Source organism: Tsukamurella sp. USMM236 (genome assembly GCF_037148755.1).
In the GTDB taxonomy this organism is placed as follows: Bacteria; Actinomycetota; Actinomycetes; order Mycobacteriales; family Mycobacteriaceae; genus Tsukamurella.
In genome coordinates this window covers 266107-286265 of record NZ_JBBCSS010000004.1, presented here as the reverse complement: position 1 = coordinate 286265, position 20159 = coordinate 266107, and the positions used below count along the sequence as shown (strand labels likewise).

Genomic DNA, 20159 nt, shown 5'->3' with positions numbered 1-20159 from the left:
CGAGGAGCTGAACCATGACCACCGACAACGGAACCGCATCCGACCCGGCGAAGAAGTCCACGAAGCTGGCGCTCCTGTCCGACATCCGCACCGTCATCGCCGCCCTGCTCGGGATCTACGGCGTCCTGCTCCTGATCGCCGGCCTCGTGCCGTCGTTCGCCGAGCTGGGGGCCCGCGAGTTCGAGCACACCCCCGATCGCGTCGACATGGCGGCGGGCAGCGCCGGGAACCTGTGGGTGGGCGGTGCCCTCGTCCTCGTCGCCGTCGTCTTCGAGGCGTGGGCAGTGATGGGCGTCAAACGTGCTAGCAGCTGACCGACGTCGGATGATCCTCGAGGCGGCGGCCGCTCGCGGCTCCGTCCGGGTGATCGACCTCGCGGCCGAGCTCGGCGTCTCCGAGATGACCATCCGTCGCGACCTCGACCGGCTCGACGAGGCCGGCGAGCTCGCCAAGGTGCACGGTGGGGCGGTGCTCCAGAGCGCCGGGGTCGGACGGGGCGTGGAACCCCGTTCCGCGCAGAAGGCGGTGCGCGACACCGCGGAGAAGCGCGCCATCGCGGCCGCCGCCGCCGGTCTCGTCGAGGACGGGATGACGGTGGCGGTCGGCGCCGGCACGACCACCCTGGAACTCGCCCGCCTGCTGCGGGGCCGCCGGGTCGCGGTGGTGACCAATTCGATCTCGATCTTCCACGTGCTCACCGATCCCGACGATGCCGGCGCGGACCCGACGGGGGCGGCGGACGTGCAGTTGACCGGAGGGCAGCGCACACCGTCGGACGCCCTGGTGGGGCCCGTCGCGAACGCGATGCTCGAGCGCGTGCGCTGCGACCTCGCCTTCCTGGGCTGCCACGGCATCGATCCCGTCGCCGGGTTCACCTCGCCCAACATCGGTGAGGCCGAGACGAACCGGCGCCTCATCGGCAGCGCTCGGTCCACCGTGCTCCTCGCCGACCGCACCAAGTACGGCGAGATCGGCGCACACCTTTTCGCGCGGTTCTCCGACGCGGACGCGCTGATCGTGGACGACGGCCTGGGCCGCACCGCGCGGGAGGCCCTGGCCGCGGTCGTTCCGCTCACCGTTGCACCCGGAGGTGCCCCGTGACCCGCGAGATCGTCGCGCCGACCACGTCCCGGCTCGCCGACGGCCGCGAGATCCTCTTCTTCTCGTCCGACGGTGCGCCGTCGATCGGTGTGGACCGACGGGACCTGCCCGCACGCCCGACGGTGCCTGTGACCACCGTGCGCCGCGACCCGACGACCGGCGACAACGTCATCATCGCGCCGGCCAGGCAGGAGCGCACGTATAAGCCGCCGCGGGCCATGTGTCCGCTCGACCCCGATCCCACGGGGCTGTCGAGCGAGATCCCCGCGGCGGACTACGAGGTGGTGGTCTTCGAGAACCGCTTCCCCTCCCTCTCTGCGCCCGACGGCTACGCGGCGGACCAGCCGGCGGAGGTGGACCTGCTGCGAGCGGAGTGGCCGGGGCTGGGCCGGTGCGAGGTGGTCTGCTTCACCAGCGATCACGACGGTTCCTTCGCCGGCCTCTCGCAGCGGCGGGCACGGCTGGTGATCGACGCGTGGAGTCACCGCACCGCGGAACTGCTGGCGCGCAGCGACATCGAGGAGGTGTACTGCTTCGAGAACCGCGGCGAGGAGATCGGCGTGACGCTCACGCACCCGCACGGCCAGATCTACGGCTATCCCTTCCGCACCCGCCGGACCGCCGCGTTGCTGCGCACCGCCGCACAGTACCGGGCCGACCACGGCGCCGACCTCTTCGAAGGGGTGCTCGCCGACGAGATCGCCGACGGAACCCGGATCCTCGTCCGCACCGAATACGTGACCGCCTTCGTGCCCTACGCCGCGAAATGGCCGGTCGAGGCGCACGTCTACCCGAATCGGCACGTGCGCAACCTGTCCGATCTCACCGACGCCGAGGCCGACGACCTGGCCGCGGTCTACCTGGTGCTGCTCCGCGCCTTCGACGCGCTCTACGACGCGCCCCTGCCGTACATCGCCTCGTGGCACCAGTACCGATCCGATTCCGCCGAGGGCTACCTGCACGCCGAGCTGTTCTCCATCCGCCGCAGCGCGGACAAGCTCAAGTACCTGGCGGGCTCGGAGTCCGGCCGCGATGCCTTCGTCACGGACAAGACGCCGGAGGCCATCGCCGACGAGCTGCGCCGGGTGATCGGATGACGGTGCGCGCGTACGCCCCCGGGCGGGTGAACCTGATCGGGGAGCACACGGACTACAACGACGGCTTCGCGCTGCCCATCGCGCTGCAGGTCGGGACGGTGGCCGAGTTCGATCCGGCTTCGGGCGGTTCCACGATCGACGTCACCTCCGCCCAGGAGGACGGCGCCGTCGCGGTCCCGCTGGACACCCGCCCGGGCGGGGTGCGGGGCTGGGCCGGGTACGTCGCGGGGTGCGTGTGGGCGCTCCGCGAGCACGGCGTCGACGTCCCCGCCGGCACGCTCCGGCTTCGTTCGGACGTGCCGGTGGGGGCGGGACTCTCGTCCTCCGCGGCCCTCGAGTGCGCCGTGCTGCCGGCGCTGGTCGTGGCCGCCGGGGCGGATGCGATGGACCGCACCGTCGTGGCCCGGCTCGCGCAGCGTGCCGAGAACGACTACGTGGGCGCGCCCACCGGCCTGCTCGACCAGATGAGCAGCATGTACGGTGCGGAGGACACCGCCCTGCTGCTCGACTTCCGCACGCTGGCCGTGGATCCCGTTCCCCTGCGCCTCGACCACGACGTGTTGCTCGCCATCGACTCCCGCACGCCGCATCAGCACGCGGCGGGGGAGTACCGGCGACGGCGCGAGGCGTGTGAGGCCGCCGCAGCGCGGCTCGGTGTCGCTGCCCTACGCGATGCCGCGGAGGACGCCTGGAAGTCGCTGGAGGACAGGGAGACCCGTCGCTGCGCCCGGCACGTGCTCACCGAGAACCGACGCGTGCTCGACGCCGCGGCCGCGCTACGGCGCGCGGACCATGCCGCCTTCGGCGCGCTGATGACCGCCTCGCAGTCGTCGATGCGCGACGACTTCGCGATCACCGTCCCCGCGATCGACCTCATCGCCGACACCGCGGTCGAGCTCGGGGCGTACGGCGCCCGGATGACGGGCGGCGGCTTCGGCGGCACCGTCATCGCCCTGGCGCCCGCGGCCGCGGCCGAACGGATCGCAGACGCATTGCCGTCGAGAATCGCGGGGGCGGGTCACCCCGTCCCCATCGTCACGGCTGTCCGTCCGGGGCGCGGTGCGCATCTCCTTCCGGATGTGCGATCGCGACGGTAACGCGCGTTCGTCGGACTCGCCGCGATCCGGAGCGTACATTCCGCATAACGGAATTTGATGCTCGGCGCGACGCCGGCGGGAAGAGGTGCGGCATGGCGGTGCGGAACGGTGCGTTCGCGGCGGGGATCCTCGCGGTGACGCTGGCTGTCACGGGCTGCGGGAGCGGCGGCGACGGCGCGATGCCGAGCTCGTCGGCGGCACCCGCGCCGACCAGGACGATCGTGCTCATCAATCCGAACTCCAGCGCGAGCGCGACCGCCTCGATGGTCGAGCTCGCGACGGAGCACGCGCGCGGCGCCGCGAGGATCGTCGGGGTCACCAACGACGGGGCCCCGGCGCTGCTGACCACGCAGCAGGACATGGCGACGGCGGCGCGGGGCGTGGTCGAGCGCGGCGTCGCCGCGGCGAAGGAGCCGGGCGTCGCCGCGATCATCGTCTCGGCGTTCAGCGACCCCGGGCTCGCCGACCTGGACGCGGCGGTCTCGGTCCCCGTCTTCGGGATCGGCACCGAGGCCTTCCGGGAGGCGGGTCGGGGCGGCCGCGCCTTCGGCATCGCGACCGTGACGTCGGATCCTGCACTGGTGGAGTCCTTCCGGCAGAAGGCGGCCGAGCTCGGGCTCCTGGCGCAGTACCGCGGCGTCCGCGTCACCCCCGGCGATGCGACGGAGCTCGTGAAGTCGCCGGACGCCCTCGACGTGGCGCTGCGCGAGGCCGTACGGCAGTCGGTGGATCAGGACGGTGCCCGTGCGGTGATCATGGGCGGCGGGCCGCTGTCGCCGTCCGCCCTGCGGCTGCAGCCGCAGTTCGACGTGCCGCTGGTCGTCGCCGTCAACGCCGCGGTCTCCAGCGCGCTCAAGGCCGTGGGCTGAGTCCGGCGGTGCCGCCGGAGGATCGGTTCAGCCGAAGAATTCGGCGGCGTCGTCGTAGCGGTCGCGGGGGACGCGTTTGAGTTGTTTGACTGCTTCGGCGAGGGGGACGAGGCCGATCTGGGTGCCCCGCAACGAGACCATCTGTCCGGTTTTGCCGGCGTGGGCGGCGTCGGCGGCGTTGACGCCGTAGCGGGTGGCGAGGACCCGGTCGGCGGGGGTGGGGGTGCCGCCGCGTTGGACGTGGCCGAGGACGGTGGTGCGGACTTCTTTGTTGATGCGTTTTTCGATCTCGACGCCGAGTTGGTGGGCGACGCCGGTGAACCGTTCGTGGCCGAATTCGTCGGTGCCGCCGACCCGCAGTTCCATGGTGCCGTCGGCGGGTTTGGCGCCTTCGGCGACGACGACGATGAAGCTGGCGTGGCCGCGTTGGAAGCGGCGTTTGATCATGGTGCACAGTTCTTCGACGTCGAAGGGCGCTTCGGGGATGAGGACGGCGTGGGCGCCGGAGGCGAGGCCGGAGTTGAGGGCGATCCACCCGGCGTGGCGGCCCATGACCTCGACCAGCATGACGCGTTGGTGTGATTCCGCGGTGGAGTGCAGGCGGTCGATGGCGTCGGTGGCGATGGTCAGGGCGGTGTCGAAGCCGAAGGTGACGTCGGTGCAGTCGATGTCGTTGTCGATGGTCTTCGGGACTCCGACGACGGGGACGCCTTCGTCGGCGAGCCACGACGCGGCGGTGAGGGTGCCTTCGCCGCCGATGGGGATGAGGACGTCGATGCCGTTGTCGTCGAGGGTGGCCTTGATGCGGTCGAGGCCGGCTTTGAGGACGTCGGGGTGGGTGCGGGCGGTGCCGAGCATGGTGCCGCCCTTGGTCAACAACCGGTCGTTGCGGTCGTCGTTGGACAGGTGGATCCGGCGGTCTTCGAGGAGGCCGCGCCAGCCGTCCTGGAATCCGACGACGGCGGATCCGTAGCGGGAGTCGCTCGTGCGGACCACCGCGCGGATCACCGCGTTCAGGCCCGGGCAGTCACCACCACCGGTCAACACTCCGATGCGCACTTCTTCCCCTTCGTCGTGGGAACGAGGCCGTCCGGCCGTCGTCGTACTCGACTCATCAGACGCGGATCGGAACGTTTCGACAACGACCGCGCCCATATGGGCGCACACCGGCAGCCGGACGATCTACGCTGAGGGTGGCGGAGGTCCCGCCCACGACGTTGTTCAGGAGGCACCGATGGGGTCCATGGGGCCGGCCGAAGTCGTCCAGGCCGCCGCCATCGCGCGACGGTTCTACTTCGACGGGAAGTCGAAGATGGAGATCGGCGCCGAGTACGGGCTGTCCCGGTACAAAGTGGCCAGGATCCTGGACGCGTGCCTCGAATCGGGCCTGGTCCGCATCGAGATCAACACCGATGCCGCGGTCGACGCGGACCTCTCGGAGCGGCTGCGCCGCGCGTACGGGTTGCGACGTGCGCTGGTCGCCACCGGCTCGTTCACCGACTTCGACGGCCTGCGGCACGGCCTCGGACGGGTCGCTGCGGACCTGCTCAGCGAGGTCGTGACCGAGTCGGACGTGCTCGGCGTCGGCTGGGGGCGCACCCTGGACGCGATGGCGCAGCACGTCCGCGACCTGCCGCCGTGCACGATCGTCCAGATGTCCGGCGTGGTGGGCGACGTGCAGGCCAGCTCGGTCGACCTGGTGCGCCAGCTGACCTCGGTCTCCCGCGGCCCCCAGTACCCCATCTACGCACCGCTGATCATGTCGGACCAGCGGATGAAGGCGGCCCTCGCCCGCCAGCCCGGCGTCGCCACCGCGATGGGCCTGTGGAAGCGGATCACCGTGGCCGTGGTCGCGGTCGGCAGCCTCGATCTCACGGGATCCCAGGTGTACGCCATGCTGTCGGATCAGGGCCGGGCGGAACTGGATTCGCTCAGCGTCGCGGCCGAGCTCTGCGCCATTCAGTTCGACGCCGCGGGGCGCCCGGTGCGCACGAACTACAGCGGGCGCACGCTCGCCATCTCGTACCGCGAGCTGAGCGCGGTCGACGAGGTCATCGCCATCGCCGGCGGACACCAGAAGGTGGAGGCCATCCGCGCGAGCCTCATCAGCGGGGTCGTCACGTCGCTGGTCACCGACCGCGAGACCGCCATCTCGCTGCTGCGCGTGGCGCCGGCCGAATCGGCGGATCGCGCCTGATGCCCATATGGGCGTGACGGTTGTCACCCCGATCCGGGGTGCATACGTTCCGTCCTGTGACTCGTCGAACCAAGATCGTCTGCACCCTGGGCCCCGCTGTCGGAACCGATGAGAAGGTTCTTGCTCTCGTCGAGGAGGGCATGGACGTTGCGCGCCTGAATTTCAGCCACGGTGAGCACGCCGATCACGGCGTGAACTACGAGCGGGTCCGTGCGGCTTCGGATAAGACCGGTCGTGCGGTCGGGATCCTCGCGGATCTGCAGGGCCCGAAGATCCGGCTGGGCCGGTTCGCCGGTGACGGCCGGACGGTGTGGGAGACGGGTGAGACGGTGCGGATCACCGTCGAGGATGTGGTCGGTACGCATGATCGGGTCTCCACCACCTACAAGGAGTTGGCGCAGGACGCCCGCCCGGGCGATCGGCTGCTGGTCGATGACGGCAAGGTCGGCCTGAAGGTCACCTCGGTCGACGGCAACGACGTGGTGTGTGAGGTCACCGAGGGCGGCCCGGTCTCGAACAACAAGGGCGTCTCGCTGCCGGGGATGAACGTCTCGGTTCCGGCGCTGTCGGAGAAGGACATCGAGGATCTGGAGTTCGCGCTCGAGCTGGGGGTGGATTTCATCGCCTTGTCGTTCGTGCGGGCTCCGGCGGATATCGAGCGGGTGCACGCGGTGATGGACCGCGTGGGTCGCCGGATTCCGGTGATCGCGAAGCTGGAGAAGCCGGAGGCCATCGAGAACCTGGAGGCGGTGATTCTGGCGTTCGATGCGGTGATGGTCGCCCGTGGTGATCTGGGTGTGGAGTTGCCGCTGGAGGAGGTGCCGCTGGTGCAGAAGCGGGCGATTCAGATCGCGCGGGAGAACGCGAAGCCGGTGATCGTGGCGACGCAGATGCTGGAGTCGATGATCGAGAACAGCCGTCCGACCCGGGCGGAGGCCTCGGATGTGGCGAACGCGGTGCTCGACGGTGCGGATGCGGTGATGCTCTCCGGTGAGGTGTCGGTGGGCAAGTACCCGATCGAGACCGTCCGGACCATGGCCAAGATCGTCTGCGCCGTCGAGGACGTGGAGGACGGTGCGCCGTCCGTCCCGCCGCTCAATCATGTACCGCGCACCAAGCCGGGCATCCTCTCCTACGCGGCCCGCGACATCGGGGAGCGGCTCAACGCCAAGGCGTTGGTGGCGTTCACCCAGTCGGGTGACACGGTGCGCCGCCTGGCCCGGCTGCACACCCGCCTGCCGCTGCTCGCGTTCACGCCGCTGCCGGAGGTCCGCAGCCGGCTCGCCCTGTCCTGGGGCACCGAGACCTTCCTCGTGGACGGTGTGGACAGCACCGACGCGATGATTCGGCAGGTCGACCACTCATTGGAAGGCATCGGTGGCTACTCCACGGGCGATCAAGTCGTGATCGTCGCCGGTGCGCCTCCCGGGACCGTCGGCTCGACCAACCTGATCCACGTGCACCGCATCGGCGAAGACGACCACTGAGCGCCTGAATCCCCGCCACTCCCACGACTTTTACTCAGCTACAGAAGGACACGACCATGCCTATCGCCACCCCCGAGGCCTACCGGGAGATGCTGGACCGCGCCCGTGAGGGCGGTTACGCCTATCCGGCGATCAATTGCACGTCGAGCGAGACGATCAACGCGGCGATCAAGGGCTTCGCCGATGCGGGCAGTGACGGGATCGTCCAGTTCTCCACCGGCGGCGCCGAGTTCGGTTCCGGCCTGGGCGTCAAGGACATGGTGGTCGGTGCGGTCGCGTTGGCGGAGTTCGCGCATGTGGTGGCGGCGCAGTACGACGTGACCGTCGCCCTGCACACCGATCACTGCCCGAAGGACAAGCTCGACAGCTATGTGCGGCCGCTGCTCGCCATCTCGCAGGAGCGCGTCGATGCGGGGCAGAACCCGTTGTTCCAGTCTCACATGTGGGACGGCTCGGCGGTGCCGCTGGAGGAGAACCTGCAGATCGCCCAGGAGCTGCTCGCCAAGGCGAAGGCGGCGAAGATCATCCTGGAGATCGAGATCGGCGTGGTCGGTGGTGAGGAGGACGGTGTCGAGAACGAGATCAACGACAAGCTGTTCACCTCGGATGAGGATTTCGCGAAGACCGTCGATGCGCTGGGCGCGGAGGGGTATCTGCTGGCGGCGACGTTCGGCAACGTCCACGGCGTGTACAAGCCGGGGAATGTGAAGCTGCGGCCGGAGGTGCTGCGGGACGGTCAGGCGGTGGCGTCGGCGAAGCTGGGCCTGCCGGCGGGGAGCAAGCCCTTCGATTTCGTGTTCCACGGCGGTTCGGGGTCGCTGAAGTCGGAGATCGAGGACTCGCTGTCCTATGGCGTGGTGAAGATGAACGTCGACACCGATACGCAGTACGCGTTCACCCGGCCGGTGGCGGGGCACATGCTGTCGAACTACGACGGGGTGCTCAAGATCGACGGTGAGGTCGGCAACAAGAAGGTCTACGACCCCCGCTCCTACCTGAAGAAGGCGGAGACGTCGATGGCCGAGCGGGTCGTCGAGGCGTGCAACGACCTGCACTCCGCCGGCAAGTCCATCAGCACGAACTAGCCGAAACCGGCTGCATCCCAGACTCATCCCGTCCGACGACGCGGAGACACCGCGAACGGACACATCTGAAAGGAACAACCCATGACGATTCGCGTAGGCATCAACGGATTCGGCCGGATCGGCCGCAACTTCTTCCGGGCCGTCGCCGCCCAGAAGGCGCTCGGCGGCGCCACCGACATCGAGATCGTCGCGGTCAACGACCTCACCGATAACGCCATGTTGGCGCACCTGCTCAAGTTCGACTCCATCCTCGGCCGCCTCGACGCGGACGTGGTCGCGGACGGCGATTCCATCCGCGTGGGCGATCAGGTGATCAAGGCGCTCGAGGTCCGCGAGGGGCCGTCGGCGCTGCCGTGGGGCGACCTCGGCGTCGATGTGGTCGTCGAGTCGACGGGCATCTTCACCGCCCGCGACAAGGCGCAGGGCCACCTCGATTCCGGCGCCAAGAAGGTGGTCATCTCCGCACCCGCCTCGGGCGAGGACATCACCATCGTGATGGGCGTCAACGACGACAAGTACGACGGCAGCCAGAACATCATCTCCAACGCCTCCTGCACCACGAACTGCCTCGGCCCGCTCGCGAAGGTCGTCAACGACGAGTTCGGCATCGTCAGCGGCCTGATGACCACAGTCCACGCCTACACGCAGGACCAGAACCTGCAGGACGGCCCGCACAAGGACCCGCGCCGCGCCCGCGCCGCCGCGATCAACATCGTGCCCACCTCCACCGGCGCCGCCAAGGCCATCGGCCTCGTCCTCCCCGAGCTCAAGGGCAAGCTCGACGGCTACGCGCTCCGCGTGCCGATCCCCACCGGCTCGGTCACCGACCTCACCGTCGAGCTGGGCAAGCGCGCCACCGCCGACGAGATCAACGCCGCCCTCAAGTCCGCGGCCGAGGGGAAGCTCAAGGGCATCCTCAAGTACTACGACGCCCCGATCGTCTCCTCCGACATCGTCACCGACCCGCACAGCTCGCTCTTCGACGCCGGCCTCACCAAGGTGATCGACAACCAGGCCAAGGTCGTCTCCTGGTACGACAACGAATGGGGCTACAGCAACCGCCTCGTGGATCTCACCGGCCTGGTGGGGAAGTCGCTGTGACGACCGCCGGAGAGATCGTCCAGGTAGGTGCCCGCGAGATCCTCGATTCCCGTGGTAACCCCACGGTGGAGGTGGAGATCGTGCTGGCCGATGGCAGCTTCGCTCGTGCGGCGGTGCCGTCGGGTGCGTCGACCGGTGAGCACGAGGCCGTGGAGCTGCGGGATGGTGGCGAGCGGTACGGCGGCAAAGGCGTCACGAAGGCCGTCGAGGGCGTGCTGGATGTCATCGCGCCCGAGGTGATCGGCATCCCCGCCGATGAGCAGCGGATCATCGATCAGACCCTGCTGGATCTGGACGGTACCCCGGACAAGAGCCGTCTGGGTGCGAACGCCCTGCTGGGTGTGTCGCTGGCGGCGGCGAAGGCCGCCGCCGAGTCGGCGGCGCTGCCGCTGTTCCGGTATCTCGGTGGCCCGAACGCGCACATCCTGCCGGTGCCGATGATGAACATTCTCAACGGCGGCGCGCATGCGGACAGCGGTGTGGATGTGCAGGAGTTCATGGTCGCGCCGATCGGTGCGGAGACGTATCGGGAGTCGCTGCGCTGGGGTACCGAGGTGTACCACTCGCTGAAGTCGGTGCTCAAGAGCAAGGGGCTGAACACCGGCCTCGGCGACGAGGGTGGTTTCGCCCCGTCGGTCGCGGGCACTCGGGAGGCGTTGGAGCTGATCTCGGAGGCCGTCGCGAAGACGGGCCTTAAGCTCGGCTCCGATGTGGCGTTGGCGCTGGATGTGGCGGCGACGGAGTTCTACAGCCCGGAGGGCTACAAGTTCGAGGGCAAGGTGCTCACCGCGGCGCAGATGGGTGAGTTCTACGCCGAGCTGATCGGTGAGTTCCCGCTGGTGTCCATCGAGGATCCGCTGTCGGAGGACGACTGGGAGGGGTGGGTCGACCTGACGGATGCGATCGGCGACAAGATCCAGCTCGTCGGCGACGATCTGTTCGTCACCAACCCCGAGCGGCTGGAGGACGGTATCGCCCGGGGCGCCGCGAACGCGCTGTTGGTGAAGGTCAATCAGATCGGCACGCTGACGGAGACGCTGGATGCGGTGGCGTTGGCGCACAACAACGGCTACAAGAGCATGATGAGTCATCGCTCGGGGGAGACGGAGGACACCACCATCGCCGACCTGGCCGTGGCGGTGGGGTCGGGGCAGATCAAGACCGGTGCCCCGGCCCGCAGCGAGCGGGTCGCGAAGTACAACCAGCTGCTGCGCATCGAGGAGGAGCTGGGCGACGCCGCACGGTACGCCGGCGACATCGCCTTCCCCCGCTACGGCGCTTGACTGGCCTGCCCGATCACAGCACCGTCGACAGTCGCCGGACGGCCTCGCGGAGATCGTCCGGCGATCCGGTCGTGAAGCACAGGCGCAGGGCGTGATCGAGGTCGCGCTGCACCGCGAAGGCGGAGCCGGGGACGTAGGCGACGCCGGCGTCCACGGCCGCAGTGAGGGCCCGGGATGTCGGTGTGCCGTCGGTGAACTCGCCCCAGAGGAACATTCCGCCCTCGGGCGTGGTCAGGCGCAGCCGGTCGCCGAAGGCGTCGACGAGTGCGGCGTGCAGGGCCAGCGCCCGCTCGGCGTAGACCTCCCGGATGCCGGCGACGTGCGAATCGAGCCAGGCGGTGTCCGCGAGCAGTTCCGCCGCGATCGCCTGGGTGAGGCTCGAGCCGCACAGGTCGGCGCCCTGTTTGAGCCGCTCCACGAGGGCGAGAACGGAAGCGTCGCCGTGCATCCAGCCCACGCGCAGCGACGGCGCGACGATCTTCGACGCGCTCGACAGGCGCAGCACCCGGTCCGAGAAGGCGGCGACGGGCGGCACCGTCGTTCCTGCGAAGCGCAGCCCTCCGTACGGGTCGTCCTCGATGATCCAGAAGCCGAATTCGTCGGCGAGGCGGGCGAGTTCGCGCCGCCGTTCCTCGGAGAGGGTGGCGCCGCCGGGGTTGTGGAAGTTCGAGACGGTGTGCACGACCCGGACCCGCTCGCGCTCCAGCAGCGGGCGCAGCTCGTCGACGCGCATCCCGTCGGCGTCCATCGGCACGCCGATGACGCGCGCGCGGGTGGTGTCGAAGGCCTGCAGCGCGCCGATGTAGCCGGGGTCCTCGACGATCACCGCGTCGCCGGGGTCGAGCAGCGCCTGGGCCAGGAGGGAGAGCGCCTGCTGTGAGCCGTGCGTGACGACCACGGCGCCCGCGTCGCGTCCGAGCGCGGCCGACTCGCGGGCGTGGACCACGTCCCGGAGTGCGGGGGCGCCGGTGGTGAGGCCGTACTGCAGCGCCGACGGCGAGCGCAACGCGGACTCCGCCGCGCGGGCCACCCGTGCGGCGGGCAGCAGGTCCGCCGCCGGCAGGCCGCCGGCGAGGGAGATGACCCCGGGACGTTCGGTCACGGCGAGCAGATCGCGGATCGCCGAGCCGCGCACGGCCCGGACGGACTGGGAACCGGTTTCCTCGGACATGCGAGCACTCTCTCAACAACCCCTCCCAGTTGTCGAGATAGATATCTCAGTATATGAACACTCGCAGGTCAGGCCCAGTTCAGCGTGCGCTCCACCGCGCGGTTCCACTCGCTGAACAGGTGCTCGCGCTCGTCGGCGGGCATCGTCGGCAGCCACCGCGCGTCCTCCGCCCAGTTGGTGCGGATCTCGTCGAGCGTCCACACGCCCGTGGCGTAGCCGGCCGCGTAGGCGGCGCCGAGCGCGGTGGTCTCGATGATCCGCGGCCGGATCACGGGCACGTTCAGCACGTCGGCCTGGAACTGCATCAGCGTGTCGTTGACGACCATGCCGCCGTCGACCCGCAGCTCGGTGAGCGGGATCCCGCTGTCGCCGTTCATCGCCTCGATCACCTCGCGCGACTGGTACGCGGTCGCCTCCAGGGCGGCCCGCGCGATGTGCCGCTTGTCGGAGAAGCGGGTCAGGCCCACGATCACCCCGCGGGCGTCCGGCCGCCAGCGCGGCGCGAACAGGCCGGAGAAGGCCGGCACCACGTAGACCCCGCCGTTGTCGGGGACGCCGGTGGCGAGCTCCTCGATCTCGGGCGCCGCGGAGATGATGCCGAGGTTGTCGCGCAGCCACTGCACCAGCGAGCCGCTCACCGCGACGGACCCCTCGAGCGCGTACACAGTGGCCTCGTCGCCGAGCTTGTAGCAGACCGTCGTGAGGAGGCCGTGCTCGCTGAAGATCGGTCGCTCGCCCGTGTTGAGGAGCAGGAAGTTGCCGGTGCCGTAGGTGTTCTTGGCCGAGCCCTCGTCGAGCGCGGCCTGGCCGAACATCGCGGCCTGCTGGTCGCCCAGGATCCCGGCGATCGGCACGCCGCCGAAGACGCCGCGCTCGCGGACGGTGCCGTAGACCTCGGCGCTGGAACGGATCTCGGGGAGCATCGCCATGGGGATCCCCATCGCCGCGCAGGTCGCCGGGTCCCAGGCGCCGTCCGCCAGGTTCATCAGCATCGTCCGCGAGGCGTTGGTGATGTCGGTGACGTGCAGCGGGCGGGCGGTGTCGCTGCGCTCCATGCCGGTGCCGAAGTCGTCGTCCGTGGTCAGGTTCCACACCAGCCACGAGTCGATGGTCCCGGCGCACAGCTCCCCGCGTTCGGCTCGCTCGCGCGCACCGTCGACGTGGTCGAGGATCCAGGCGATCTTGGGTCCCGAGAAGTAGGTGGAGAGCGGCAGGCCGCACGAGGCCTTGAACCGGTCGCGGTCGGGCTCGTCGAGGCCGACGGCGGCGAGCTCCTCGCACAGCGCGTCGGTGCGGGTGTCCTGCCAGACGATGGCGTTGTGGATCGGTGCGCCGGTGGCGCGGTCCCAGACCACGACGGTCTCGCGCTGGTTGGTGATCCCGACGGCTGCGATGTCGGTGGCGGTGAGGTCGGACGCCGCGAGGGCCTCCGCGCACACCAGTCGCGTGTTCACCCATATCTGCGTGGCGTCGTGCTCCACCCAGCCGCCGCGTGGGAAGATCTGGTCGTGTTCCCGTTGTTCGGAGGCCACGATGGTCCCGTGCCGATCGAAGATGATGCACCGCGTCGAGCTGGTGCCCTGATCGATTGCGGCGACGAACTGCGGGTCGCGCGATGAAAGAGCCACGACCGAATACTGACATGGTGATCACTGATGAACGCTGCCAACCCTGAAACCGCCACGACTCCGGGGACTTCCGGAATGGCGTCCGCGGGTGTCGCGACCGCCGCGCCGCTGCTGTCGCCGGAGTACCGGGCGCAGGCCTGGGACCGGCTGGGCTCGGAGGAGTTCGACGTCGTCGTGATCGGCGGCGGCATCGTCGGCGTCGGCTCGGCCCTGGACGCGGCCACGCGCGGTCTTAAGGTGGCGCTGGTGGAGGCCCGCGACTTCGCGTCGGGCACCAGTTCCCGCAGCTCGAAGATGTTCCACGGCGGGCTCCGCTACCTGGAGCAGCTGGAGTTCGGCCTGGTCCGCGAGGCCCTGCACGAGCGCGAGCTCTCCCTCTCGACGCTGGCGCCGCACCTGGTCAAGCCGCTGCCCTTCCTCGCGCCGCTCACCAAGCGCGTCTTCGAGCGCCCCTACATGGCCGCCGGCATGTTCCTCTACGACACCATGGGCGGCGCCAAGTCGGTGCCCGCGCAGAAGCACCTCACCCGCGCCGGGGCCCTGCGGCTCGCGCCCGGCCTCAAGCGCGGCGCGCTGGTCGGCGGCATCCGCTACTACGACACCGTCGTCGACGACGCCCGGCACACCATGACCGTCGCCCGGACCGCCGCGCACTACGGCGCCGTCGTCCGCACGTCGACGCAGGTCGTCGACTTCCTCCGCGAGGCCGACCGGGTCTCCGGCGTGGTGGTCCGCGACAGCGAGACCGGCGCCACCACCGAGGTCCGCTCGACGGTGGTCATCAACGCCACCGGCGTGTGGACCGACGAGCTGCAGGCCCTCTCGCACCAGAAGGGGCGCTTCCGCGTCCGTGCGAGCAAGGGCGTGCACATCCTGGTGCCGCGCGACCGCATCGTCAGCGACGTGGCGCTGATCCTGCGCACCGAGAAGAGCGTCCTGTTCGTGATCCCGTGGGGCATCCACTGGATCATCGGCACCACCGACACCGACTGGAACCTCGACCTGGCGCACCCCGCGGCCACGGCGACGGACATCGACTACATCCTCGACCACGTCAACAAGGTGCTCATCACCGAGCTGACGCGCGAGGACATCACCGGCGTCTACGCCGGCCTGCGCCCGTTGCTGGCGGGGGAGTCGGACGAGACGTCGAAGCTGTCGCGTGAGCACGCTGTGGCTGCCATCGCGCCCGGCCTCGTGACCATCGCTGGCGGCAAGTACACGACCTACCGGGTCATGGGATCCGACGCCGTCGACGCCGCGGAGGCCTACCTGCCGCACAAGATCCCCGCGTCCTGCACGGAGAAGGTGCCGCTGCTCGGCGCCGACGGCTACTACGCCCTCACCAACCAGACCACGTCGATCGCGCGCGAGCACGACGTGCACCCGCACCGCGTGACGCACCTGCTCAACCGGTACGGCTCGCTGATCGGCGACGTGCTCGCCCTCGCCGAGAGCGACCGCGGCCTGCTGGAGCCCCTGGCCGGGGCCCCGCAGTACCTCCGCGTGGAGGCGCTGTACGCGGCGAAGGCCGAGGGAGCGCTGCACCTCGAGGACGTGCTGGCCCGACGGACCCGTATCTCCATCGAGTACCCGGACCGCGGGCTCGAGGCCGCCGCCGAGGTCGCCGAGCTCATCGCCCCCGTCCTGGGCTGGTCGGCCGCGGACGTCGAGCGAGAGCTCGAGAACTACGGCGCGCGCGTGGCCGCCGAGCTCGAATCGCAGAACATGCCCGACGACGAGACGGCCGACGCGCTGCGCGCCGCCGCGCCCGAGGCGCGGGGCGAGATCCTCGAGCCCGTGCCGGTGCCCGACGCGGTCGCGCGGGCGATCAAGCGCTGATCAGCGCGCGGGGGTGACCGCGGCCGACGGTGCCGGGGTCGCCGCGGTGGAGACCGCCGCGGCGGGGTTCGACGGGGTGGGGCTCGACGGCGCGGCCGCCGCGCTCGACGAGGCGCCCGCGGGGGTCAGGACGAAGGTCCACGCCCGGTTGTTGTCGGGGTCGGTGAGCACCAGCTCGGTGCCGTTGCGCGACCAGATGCGTTCGCCCTTGAGGGCCTCGCTGATCGCCGTCTGCGTGCCCTTGGGGTCCGTGCAGTAGCGCTGCGTGGCCGCGAGGCCGGCACCGAAGTCGACGCGGTCCGCGGTGGCCAGCGATGTGGCCGTGCCGGTGAGCGAGTTGCAGGAGTCGTTGCCCGTGATGTTCGAGCCGCGGACCCAGAACCAGGCCGTCGGATCGGACTTCAGGCGCCACTGCGAGCCCACGAGGGCGGGCTTCGACGCGGCCGCCGATGCGGACGGGGCGGCGGACGTCGAGGTGGCCGGGTCGGCGCCCGCGGAGGCGGCGCAGCCGGCCGTCAGGACCGCGGCGCCCGCGAGCAGCGGAAGGGCGAGGGAGGCGGACTTACGCATCATGCCTGCGATTATGCCGTCTCACTCGCCCCTTGCGCACCTTCAGTTACACCTCAGTTGGTCTTGGAGATCCCTACCCGAGGCCTGTCGGCGGCCTCCGTCGGGGCGCCGGTGACGGCGTCCGCGCAGGTCGGGGCGTTCGGGCCGGTCTCGTCGGCCGGCGCGGCATCCGCGCCGGACTCCATGTCGATCGTGGTGCGCAGCGGCTTGTTGGGCAGCAACGCGACCGCGATCAAAGTGACGATCGCGCACGCCGTCGAGACCAGGAAGATGCGTCCGGTCGCGTCGCCGAACGCGGCATTGGTGATCTCCCGGATGAGCGGGCTGTGCGGATCGCGGACGTGGTTCGCGACGACGCCCTCCTTGACCAGGTCCGTGACGCGGGCGGTGAGGACCGCGCCGAGCGCGGAGACGCCGATCGCGCCGCCGAAGGTCCGGAAGAAGGCGACCGAACTGGACGCTGCGCCGATGTTCTGCACGCTCACGGTGTTCTGCACGGCGAGCACCAGGTTCTGCATCAGCGCGCCGATGCCGAAGCCCATGACGGCGATGTACGCCTGCACCTGCCAGATGGGCGTCAGGTGATCGATGGTGCTGAGCAGCGCGAAACCGATGACCAGGATGACGGCGCCGCCCACGACGTACCGCTTCCACTGGCCGGTGCGGGTGATCAGCTGGCCGGAGGCGACGGACGAGATCAGCATGCCGAGCACCATCGGGATGGTGAGGATGCCGGCCATTGTTGGGCTGTAGCCGCGCGAGCTCTGGAAGTACAGGCCCAGGAAGGACATGGCGCCGAACATGCCCACGCCCACGGCGATCGAGGCGATGATCGCGAGACCCGTGGTCTTCTCCGTGATGATCTTCAGCGGGATGATCGGCTCTTTCGCCCGCGATTCCACGAACACGGTGGCCGCGAGCAGCCCGAATCCGCCGACGAGGTACACGACGGTCGACACCGACAGCCAGCCGTAGTTCTTGCCGGCGAACGAGACCCAGATGAGCAGCACGGAGACACCGGCGGTGAGCAGAGTGGCACCGAGCCAGTCGATGGAGACCTGGTCGTTGCGCTTCGTCGGCAGGTGCAGGGTGCGCTGGATGAGGATCAATGCGGCCACCGCGACCGGGACGCTGATGTAGAAGCACCAGCGCCAGCCGATGTGATCGGTGATGATGCCGCCCAGGATGGGGCCGCCGGCCATCGAGACCGCCATGACGGCGCCCATGTAGCCGGAGTACCGGCCGCGCTCGCGCGGCGGGATGATGCTGCCCATGATGGCGACGACGAGCGCCGTGAGGCCGCCCATGCCGATGCCCTGGATCACGCGGGCGACCAGCAGGACCTCGATGTTCGGGGTGGCGCCGGCGAGGACCGAGCCGGCGACGAAGATGACGATCGCGGCCTGGACCAGGACCTTCTTGTTGAACAGGTCGGCCAGCTTGCCCCAGATCGGGGTGGAGGCCGCGTTGGCCAGCAGCGCCGCGGTGATGACCCAGGAGAACGCCGTCGTGGAGGCGCCCAGGTCGGAGATGATCTTCGGCAGCGCGGTCGAGACGACCGTGGTGCTCAGCAGTGCGGTGAACAGTGCGGCGAGCAGGCCCGCCATGACCTCGAGGATCTCCCGGTGCGTCATGGGGGCCGAGGCCTGTGGTTCGGCTTCCGCCGTGATCTCGGACATCGGGACCTTCCTTCAAAGCTCTAAGCAATAACGTGCAGGGTGCAACTGTAACTTCGGCGAAGATATTCCGCCACCTCATTACCTGTGACTCAGCTCGCAGCGGGTGGAACATGTTCTAGGTTGGTGGCATGCCCTTCACCATCGATCACACCCGCGAGATCGCCGCCCCTCCGGCGCTCGTCTGGCAGGCGCTCACCGACTTCGACGCCTACGGGCAGTGGAACCCCTTCGCCGTCGAGGCGGCCTGCGACCTCCGGCCCGGCGGCGCCATCACCATGCGGGTGGCGCTCCGGCCGCCGAAGGTGATGACGCAGAAGGAGTTCATCGTCTCCGTCGACGAGGGCCGCGGCTTCGCGTACGCCATGAAGCCCGCCCCCGCCGGGCTGTTGCGCAGCATCCGCGAGCAGGACATCGTCGACCTCGGCGACGGCCGGTCGCGCTACACCTCGCACTTCCAGCTCGACGGTCCGCTCTCACCCGTCGTGAGCGCACTCCTCGGCGCGCACCTGCGCCGCGGCTTCGACGGCAACGTCGACGGACTCGTACGGCAGGCGGAGAAGCTGGCTCGGTGACCGCCGACCGCCTGACCCGCACGGGGTCAGGCGGTGTCGTCCATCCGGAAGCCGATCTTCAGCGTCACCTGGGTGTGCGCGACGGCGCCGTTCTCGATGTGTCCGCGGGTGGACACCACCTCGAACCACTCCAGGTTCCGCATCGTCTGCGAGGCGCGGCCGACCGCGTTCGCCACGGCCGCGTCGTACCCCTCGGTGGAGGTGCCGACGACTTCGATGACTCGGTACACGTTGTTCGTCATACCTCCCCATACTCCGCTTCCCGCGGTGCCGGGGTGGCGGAACGGCGAGGTCGCTAGCGTCCGGCTCAGTCCACCGGGGAGACCCGGATGAGGTTGCCGTCGGGGTCCGTGACCACGAACGTGCGGCCGAAGACCGCGTCGTGCGGCTCCTCCACGACGCGGACCCCCTTCGCGACCCACTTCGTGAAGATCTCGTCCACCGCGGACGCCGGTCCCGGCACCATCAGTCCGACCTCGCTCGTGCGCGGGGTGGCCGGGGCCACGTGCTCGCCGCCTCCCGTCCACACCGCGAACAGGACGCCGGGAGCGACGTCGAAAGCCACGTAGTGGGGGGTGATGAAGCTCGGTTCGATCTCGAACAGGTCGCTGTAGAAGGTCGTCGCGGCCGTTGCGTCGCGGACGTAGGTCAGGAACAGGTTGGGTGCGGGCACGGAGCGCTCCTCGGGTCGGTGACTGTCGTACCGCTCCAGTCGACCGCACCATCGGGACAGTTCCTGTCCCGAATTCGCCAGGAACGCCCAGGGGGCCGCCCCGCCCTCGATCGGAGCCCCTGTAGGGCGGGCTATCTCGCGCGGACGCGCCGGGTGAACCGGGCGGTGGCGCGGGCGATCACCTGCTCCTCCGGGTCGGTGACCCGGATGACGAAGATGTCCTCCTTGGGGAGCCGCTCGCCGACGCTCGCCTCGGCGCGCAGGGCGTCGCCGAGGCGGGTGGGACGCAGGTAGTCGATGTGGATCGCGCTGGCGACGCCGGTGTGCTCGTCGTCGTTCGCCGCCGCGGCGACGGCCGTGCCCACGAGGGCGAAGACGAAGGCGCCGTGCGTGGTGTCGTGCGGGTTGAGGTGGTCCTCGGTGACGGTCACCGTCGACACCGCCCGGCCACCGCCGTGCCCGGTGACCTCGATCCCGAGGAACTGCGCGTAGCGGTCGACGGGCTGTTGCGGGGTGCTCATCGGTCCATCTTCTCCGATCGGGCATCGGCCGCCGCGAGCGCGGCGCGCATCGCCTCTCGCTCGGCCTCGGGCCAGGGGCCGGACGCGGCGAGGGGGATCTCGGTGAGGAAGCGCCGTTGGTCCTCCGGGATCCGGGTGACGAACAGGTCGGGGTCGCGTCCCGCCGTCGCGAACAGGTCCGGGCCG

Annotated in this window: 20 protein-coding genes; 12 read left to right on the top strand and 8 right to left on the bottom strand. The window is 69.9% G+C overall.

What is annotated here, in order from left to right:
• Positions 1-14: 14 nt before the first annotated feature.
• From WFK95_RS15460 to WFK95_RS15440, 5 genes are all read left to right on the top strand, one after another.
• Positions 15-314 carry a hypothetical protein gene (locus tag WFK95_RS15460; protein ID WP_336671192.1) on the top strand — a complete coding sequence of 100 codons (300 nt, stop codon included), beginning with the start codon at positions 15-17 and terminating at the stop codon, positions 312-314.
• Complete coding sequence (locus WFK95_RS15455) at positions 301-1101, top strand: DeoR/GlpR family DNA-binding transcription regulator (RefSeq protein ID WP_443081553.1); 801 nt, start codon at positions 301-303, stop codon at positions 1099-1101. Before WFK95_RS15460 ends, WFK95_RS15455 begins: the two co-directional genes overlap by 14 nt.
• Positions 1098-2198 carry a galactose-1-phosphate uridylyltransferase gene (gene galT, locus WFK95_RS15450; RefSeq protein WP_336671190.1) on the top strand — a complete coding sequence of 367 codons (1101 nt, stop codon included), beginning with the start codon at positions 1098-1100 and terminating at the stop codon, positions 2196-2198. The genes WFK95_RS15455 and galT overlap by 4 nt, the downstream gene beginning before the upstream one ends.
• Positions 2195-3295, top strand: a complete 1101-nt coding sequence (locus WFK95_RS15445; protein WP_224649135.1) for a galactokinase — start codon at positions 2195-2197, stop codon at positions 3293-3295. Before galT ends, WFK95_RS15445 begins: the two co-directional genes overlap by 4 nt.
• Before the next feature lie 92 nt (positions 3296-3387).
• Positions 3388-4164 (top strand): aspartate/glutamate racemase family protein, encoded by a 777-nt coding sequence (locus tag WFK95_RS15440; RefSeq protein WP_224649138.1) that lies wholly within the window; start codon positions 3388-3390, stop codon positions 4162-4164.
• Positions 4165-4191: 27 nt separating this feature from the next.
• On the opposite strand, the gene WFK95_RS15435 is transcribed toward WFK95_RS15440, so the two are convergent.
• Positions 4192-5223 (bottom strand): ATP-dependent 6-phosphofructokinase, encoded by a 1032-nt coding sequence (locus WFK95_RS15435; RefSeq protein ID WP_336671189.1) that lies wholly within the window; start codon positions 5221-5223, stop codon positions 4192-4194.
• A 184-nt stretch (positions 5224-5407) separates the two neighbouring features.
• On the opposite strand from WFK95_RS15435, the gene WFK95_RS15430 reads away from it, so the two are divergent.
• The 5 genes from WFK95_RS15430 (at position 5408) to eno (ending at position 11317) form a co-directional block, all read left to right on the top strand.
• Positions 5408-6361 (top strand): sugar-binding transcriptional regulator, encoded by a 954-nt coding sequence (locus WFK95_RS15430; protein ID WP_336671188.1) that lies wholly within the window; start codon positions 5408-5410, stop codon positions 6359-6361.
• Between the two features lie 56 nt (positions 6362-6417).
• Complete coding sequence (gene pyk, locus WFK95_RS15425; RefSeq protein WP_336671187.1) at positions 6418-7848, top strand: pyruvate kinase; 1431 nt, start codon at positions 6418-6420, stop codon at positions 7846-7848.
• Positions 7849-7904: 56 nt separating this feature from the next.
• Entirely contained in the window at positions 7905-8933 is a 1029-nt protein-coding gene (gene fbaA / locus WFK95_RS15420; RefSeq protein ID WP_336671186.1) for a class II fructose-bisphosphate aldolase, read from the top strand.
• Between the two features lie 81 nt (positions 8934-9014).
• A complete protein-coding gene (gene gap, locus WFK95_RS15415) occupies positions 9015-10034 on the top strand; it encodes a type I glyceraldehyde-3-phosphate dehydrogenase (protein ID WP_336671185.1) in 1020 nt (339 codons plus the stop codon).
• Positions 10031-11317, top strand: a complete 1287-nt coding sequence (eno, locus tag WFK95_RS15410) for a phosphopyruvate hydratase (protein ID WP_443081552.1) — start codon at positions 10031-10033, stop codon at positions 11315-11317. Before gap ends, eno begins: the two co-directional genes overlap by 4 nt.
• A 13-nt stretch (positions 11318-11330) precedes the next feature.
• Here the strand turns inward: eno and WFK95_RS15405 are convergent, their stop codons facing one another.
• Positions 11331-12488 (bottom strand): aminotransferase-like domain-containing protein, encoded by a 1158-nt coding sequence (locus WFK95_RS15405; protein WP_336671184.1) that lies wholly within the window; start codon positions 12486-12488, stop codon positions 11331-11333.
• A 68-nt stretch (positions 12489-12556) separates the two neighbouring features.
• Entirely contained in the window at positions 12557-14116 is a 1560-nt protein-coding gene (gene glpK / locus WFK95_RS15400) for a glycerol kinase GlpK (RefSeq protein WP_336671183.1), read from the bottom strand.
• Positions 14117-14191: 75 nt separating this feature from the next.
• On the opposite strand from glpK, the gene WFK95_RS15395 reads away from it, so the two are divergent.
• Positions 14192-15958, top strand: coding sequence for a glycerol-3-phosphate dehydrogenase/oxidase (locus WFK95_RS15395; protein ID WP_336671182.1), 1767 nt, complete (start codon positions 14192-14194; stop codon positions 15956-15958).
• Here the strand turns inward: WFK95_RS15395 and WFK95_RS15390 are convergent, their stop codons facing one another.
• Complete coding sequence (locus WFK95_RS15390) at positions 15959-16531, bottom strand: META domain-containing protein (protein WP_224647290.1); 573 nt, start codon at positions 16529-16531, stop codon at positions 15959-15961.
• 50 nt (positions 16532-16581) lie between these two features.
• A complete protein-coding gene (locus WFK95_RS15385; RefSeq protein WP_336671181.1) occupies positions 16582-18207 on the bottom strand; it encodes an MDR family MFS transporter in 1626 nt (541 codons plus the stop codon).
• A gap of 128 nt (positions 18208-18335) precedes the next feature.
• On the opposite strand from WFK95_RS15385, the gene WFK95_RS15380 reads away from it, so the two are divergent.
• Complete coding sequence (locus WFK95_RS15380; protein ID WP_336671180.1) at positions 18336-18779, top strand: SRPBCC domain-containing protein; 444 nt, start codon at positions 18336-18338, stop codon at positions 18777-18779.
• A gap of 26 nt (positions 18780-18805) precedes the next feature.
• Here the strand turns inward: WFK95_RS15380 and WFK95_RS15375 are convergent, their stop codons facing one another.
• The 3 genes from WFK95_RS15375 to WFK95_RS15365 all read right to left on the bottom strand — a co-directional run bounded on the left by WFK95_RS15375 (position 18806) and on the right by WFK95_RS15365 (position 19973).
• Complete coding sequence (locus WFK95_RS15375; protein ID WP_224647287.1) at positions 18806-19021, bottom strand: dodecin; 216 nt, start codon at positions 19019-19021, stop codon at positions 18806-18808.
• A 65-nt stretch (positions 19022-19086) separates the two neighbouring features.
• Positions 19087-19452, bottom strand: a complete 366-nt coding sequence (locus WFK95_RS15370) for a VOC family protein (protein WP_336671179.1) — start codon at positions 19450-19452, stop codon at positions 19087-19089.
• A gap of 131 nt (positions 19453-19583) precedes the next feature.
• Positions 19584-19973 carry a PaaI family thioesterase gene (locus WFK95_RS15365; protein ID WP_224647284.1) on the bottom strand — a complete coding sequence of 130 codons (390 nt, stop codon included), beginning with the start codon at positions 19971-19973 and terminating at the stop codon, positions 19584-19586.
• Positions 19974-20159 lie beyond the last annotated feature (186 nt).

What these genes read in the sequence shown, in the direction of transcription:
- fbaA (WP_336671186.1), top strand. Translation starts at nt 7,905, where the DNA reads ATGCCTATCGCCACCCCCGAGGCCTACCGGGAGATGCTGGACCGCGCC.
- WFK95_RS15405 (WP_336671184.1), bottom strand. Translation starts at nt 12,488, where the DNA reads ATGTCCGAGGAAACCGGTTCCCAGTCCGTCCGGGCCGTGCGCGGCTCG.
- WFK95_RS15395 (WP_336671182.1), top strand. Translation starts at nt 14,192, where the DNA reads ATGGCGTCCGCGGGTGTCGCGACCGCCGCGCCGCTGCTGTCGCCGGAG.
- WFK95_RS15460 (WP_336671192.1), top strand. Translation starts at nt 15, where the DNA reads ATGACCACCGACAACGGAACCGCATCCGACCCGGCGAAGAAGTCCACG.
- WFK95_RS15440 (WP_224649138.1), top strand. Translation starts at nt 3,388, where the DNA reads ATGGCGGTGCGGAACGGTGCGTTCGCGGCGGGGATCCTCGCGGTGACG.
- WFK95_RS15430 (WP_336671188.1), top strand. Translation starts at nt 5,408, where the DNA reads ATGGGGCCGGCCGAAGTCGTCCAGGCCGCCGCCATCGCGCGACGGTTC.
- gap (WP_336671185.1), top strand. Translation starts at nt 9,015, where the DNA reads ATGACGATTCGCGTAGGCATCAACGGATTCGGCCGGATCGGCCGCAAC.
- WFK95_RS15380 (WP_336671180.1), top strand. Translation starts at nt 18,336, where the DNA reads ATGCCCTTCACCATCGATCACACCCGCGAGATCGCCGCCCCTCCGGCG.
- WFK95_RS15365 (WP_224647284.1), bottom strand. Translation starts at nt 19,973, where the DNA reads ATGAGCACCCCGCAACAGCCCGTCGACCGCTACGCGCAGTTCCTCGGG.
- WFK95_RS15375 (WP_224647287.1), bottom strand. Translation starts at nt 19,021, where the DNA reads ATGACGAACAACGTGTACCGAGTCATCGAAGTCGTCGGCACCTCCACC.
- WFK95_RS15390 (WP_224647290.1), bottom strand. Translation starts at nt 16,531, where the DNA reads ATGATGCGTAAGTCCGCCTCCCTCGCCCTTCCGCTGCTCGCGGGCGCC.
- WFK95_RS15385 (WP_336671181.1), bottom strand. Translation starts at nt 18,207, where the DNA reads ATGTCCGAGATCACGGCGGAAGCCGAACCACAGGCCTCGGCCCCCATG.
- WFK95_RS15445 (WP_224649135.1), top strand. Translation starts at nt 2,195, where the DNA reads ATGACGGTGCGCGCGTACGCCCCCGGGCGGGTGAACCTGATCGGGGAG.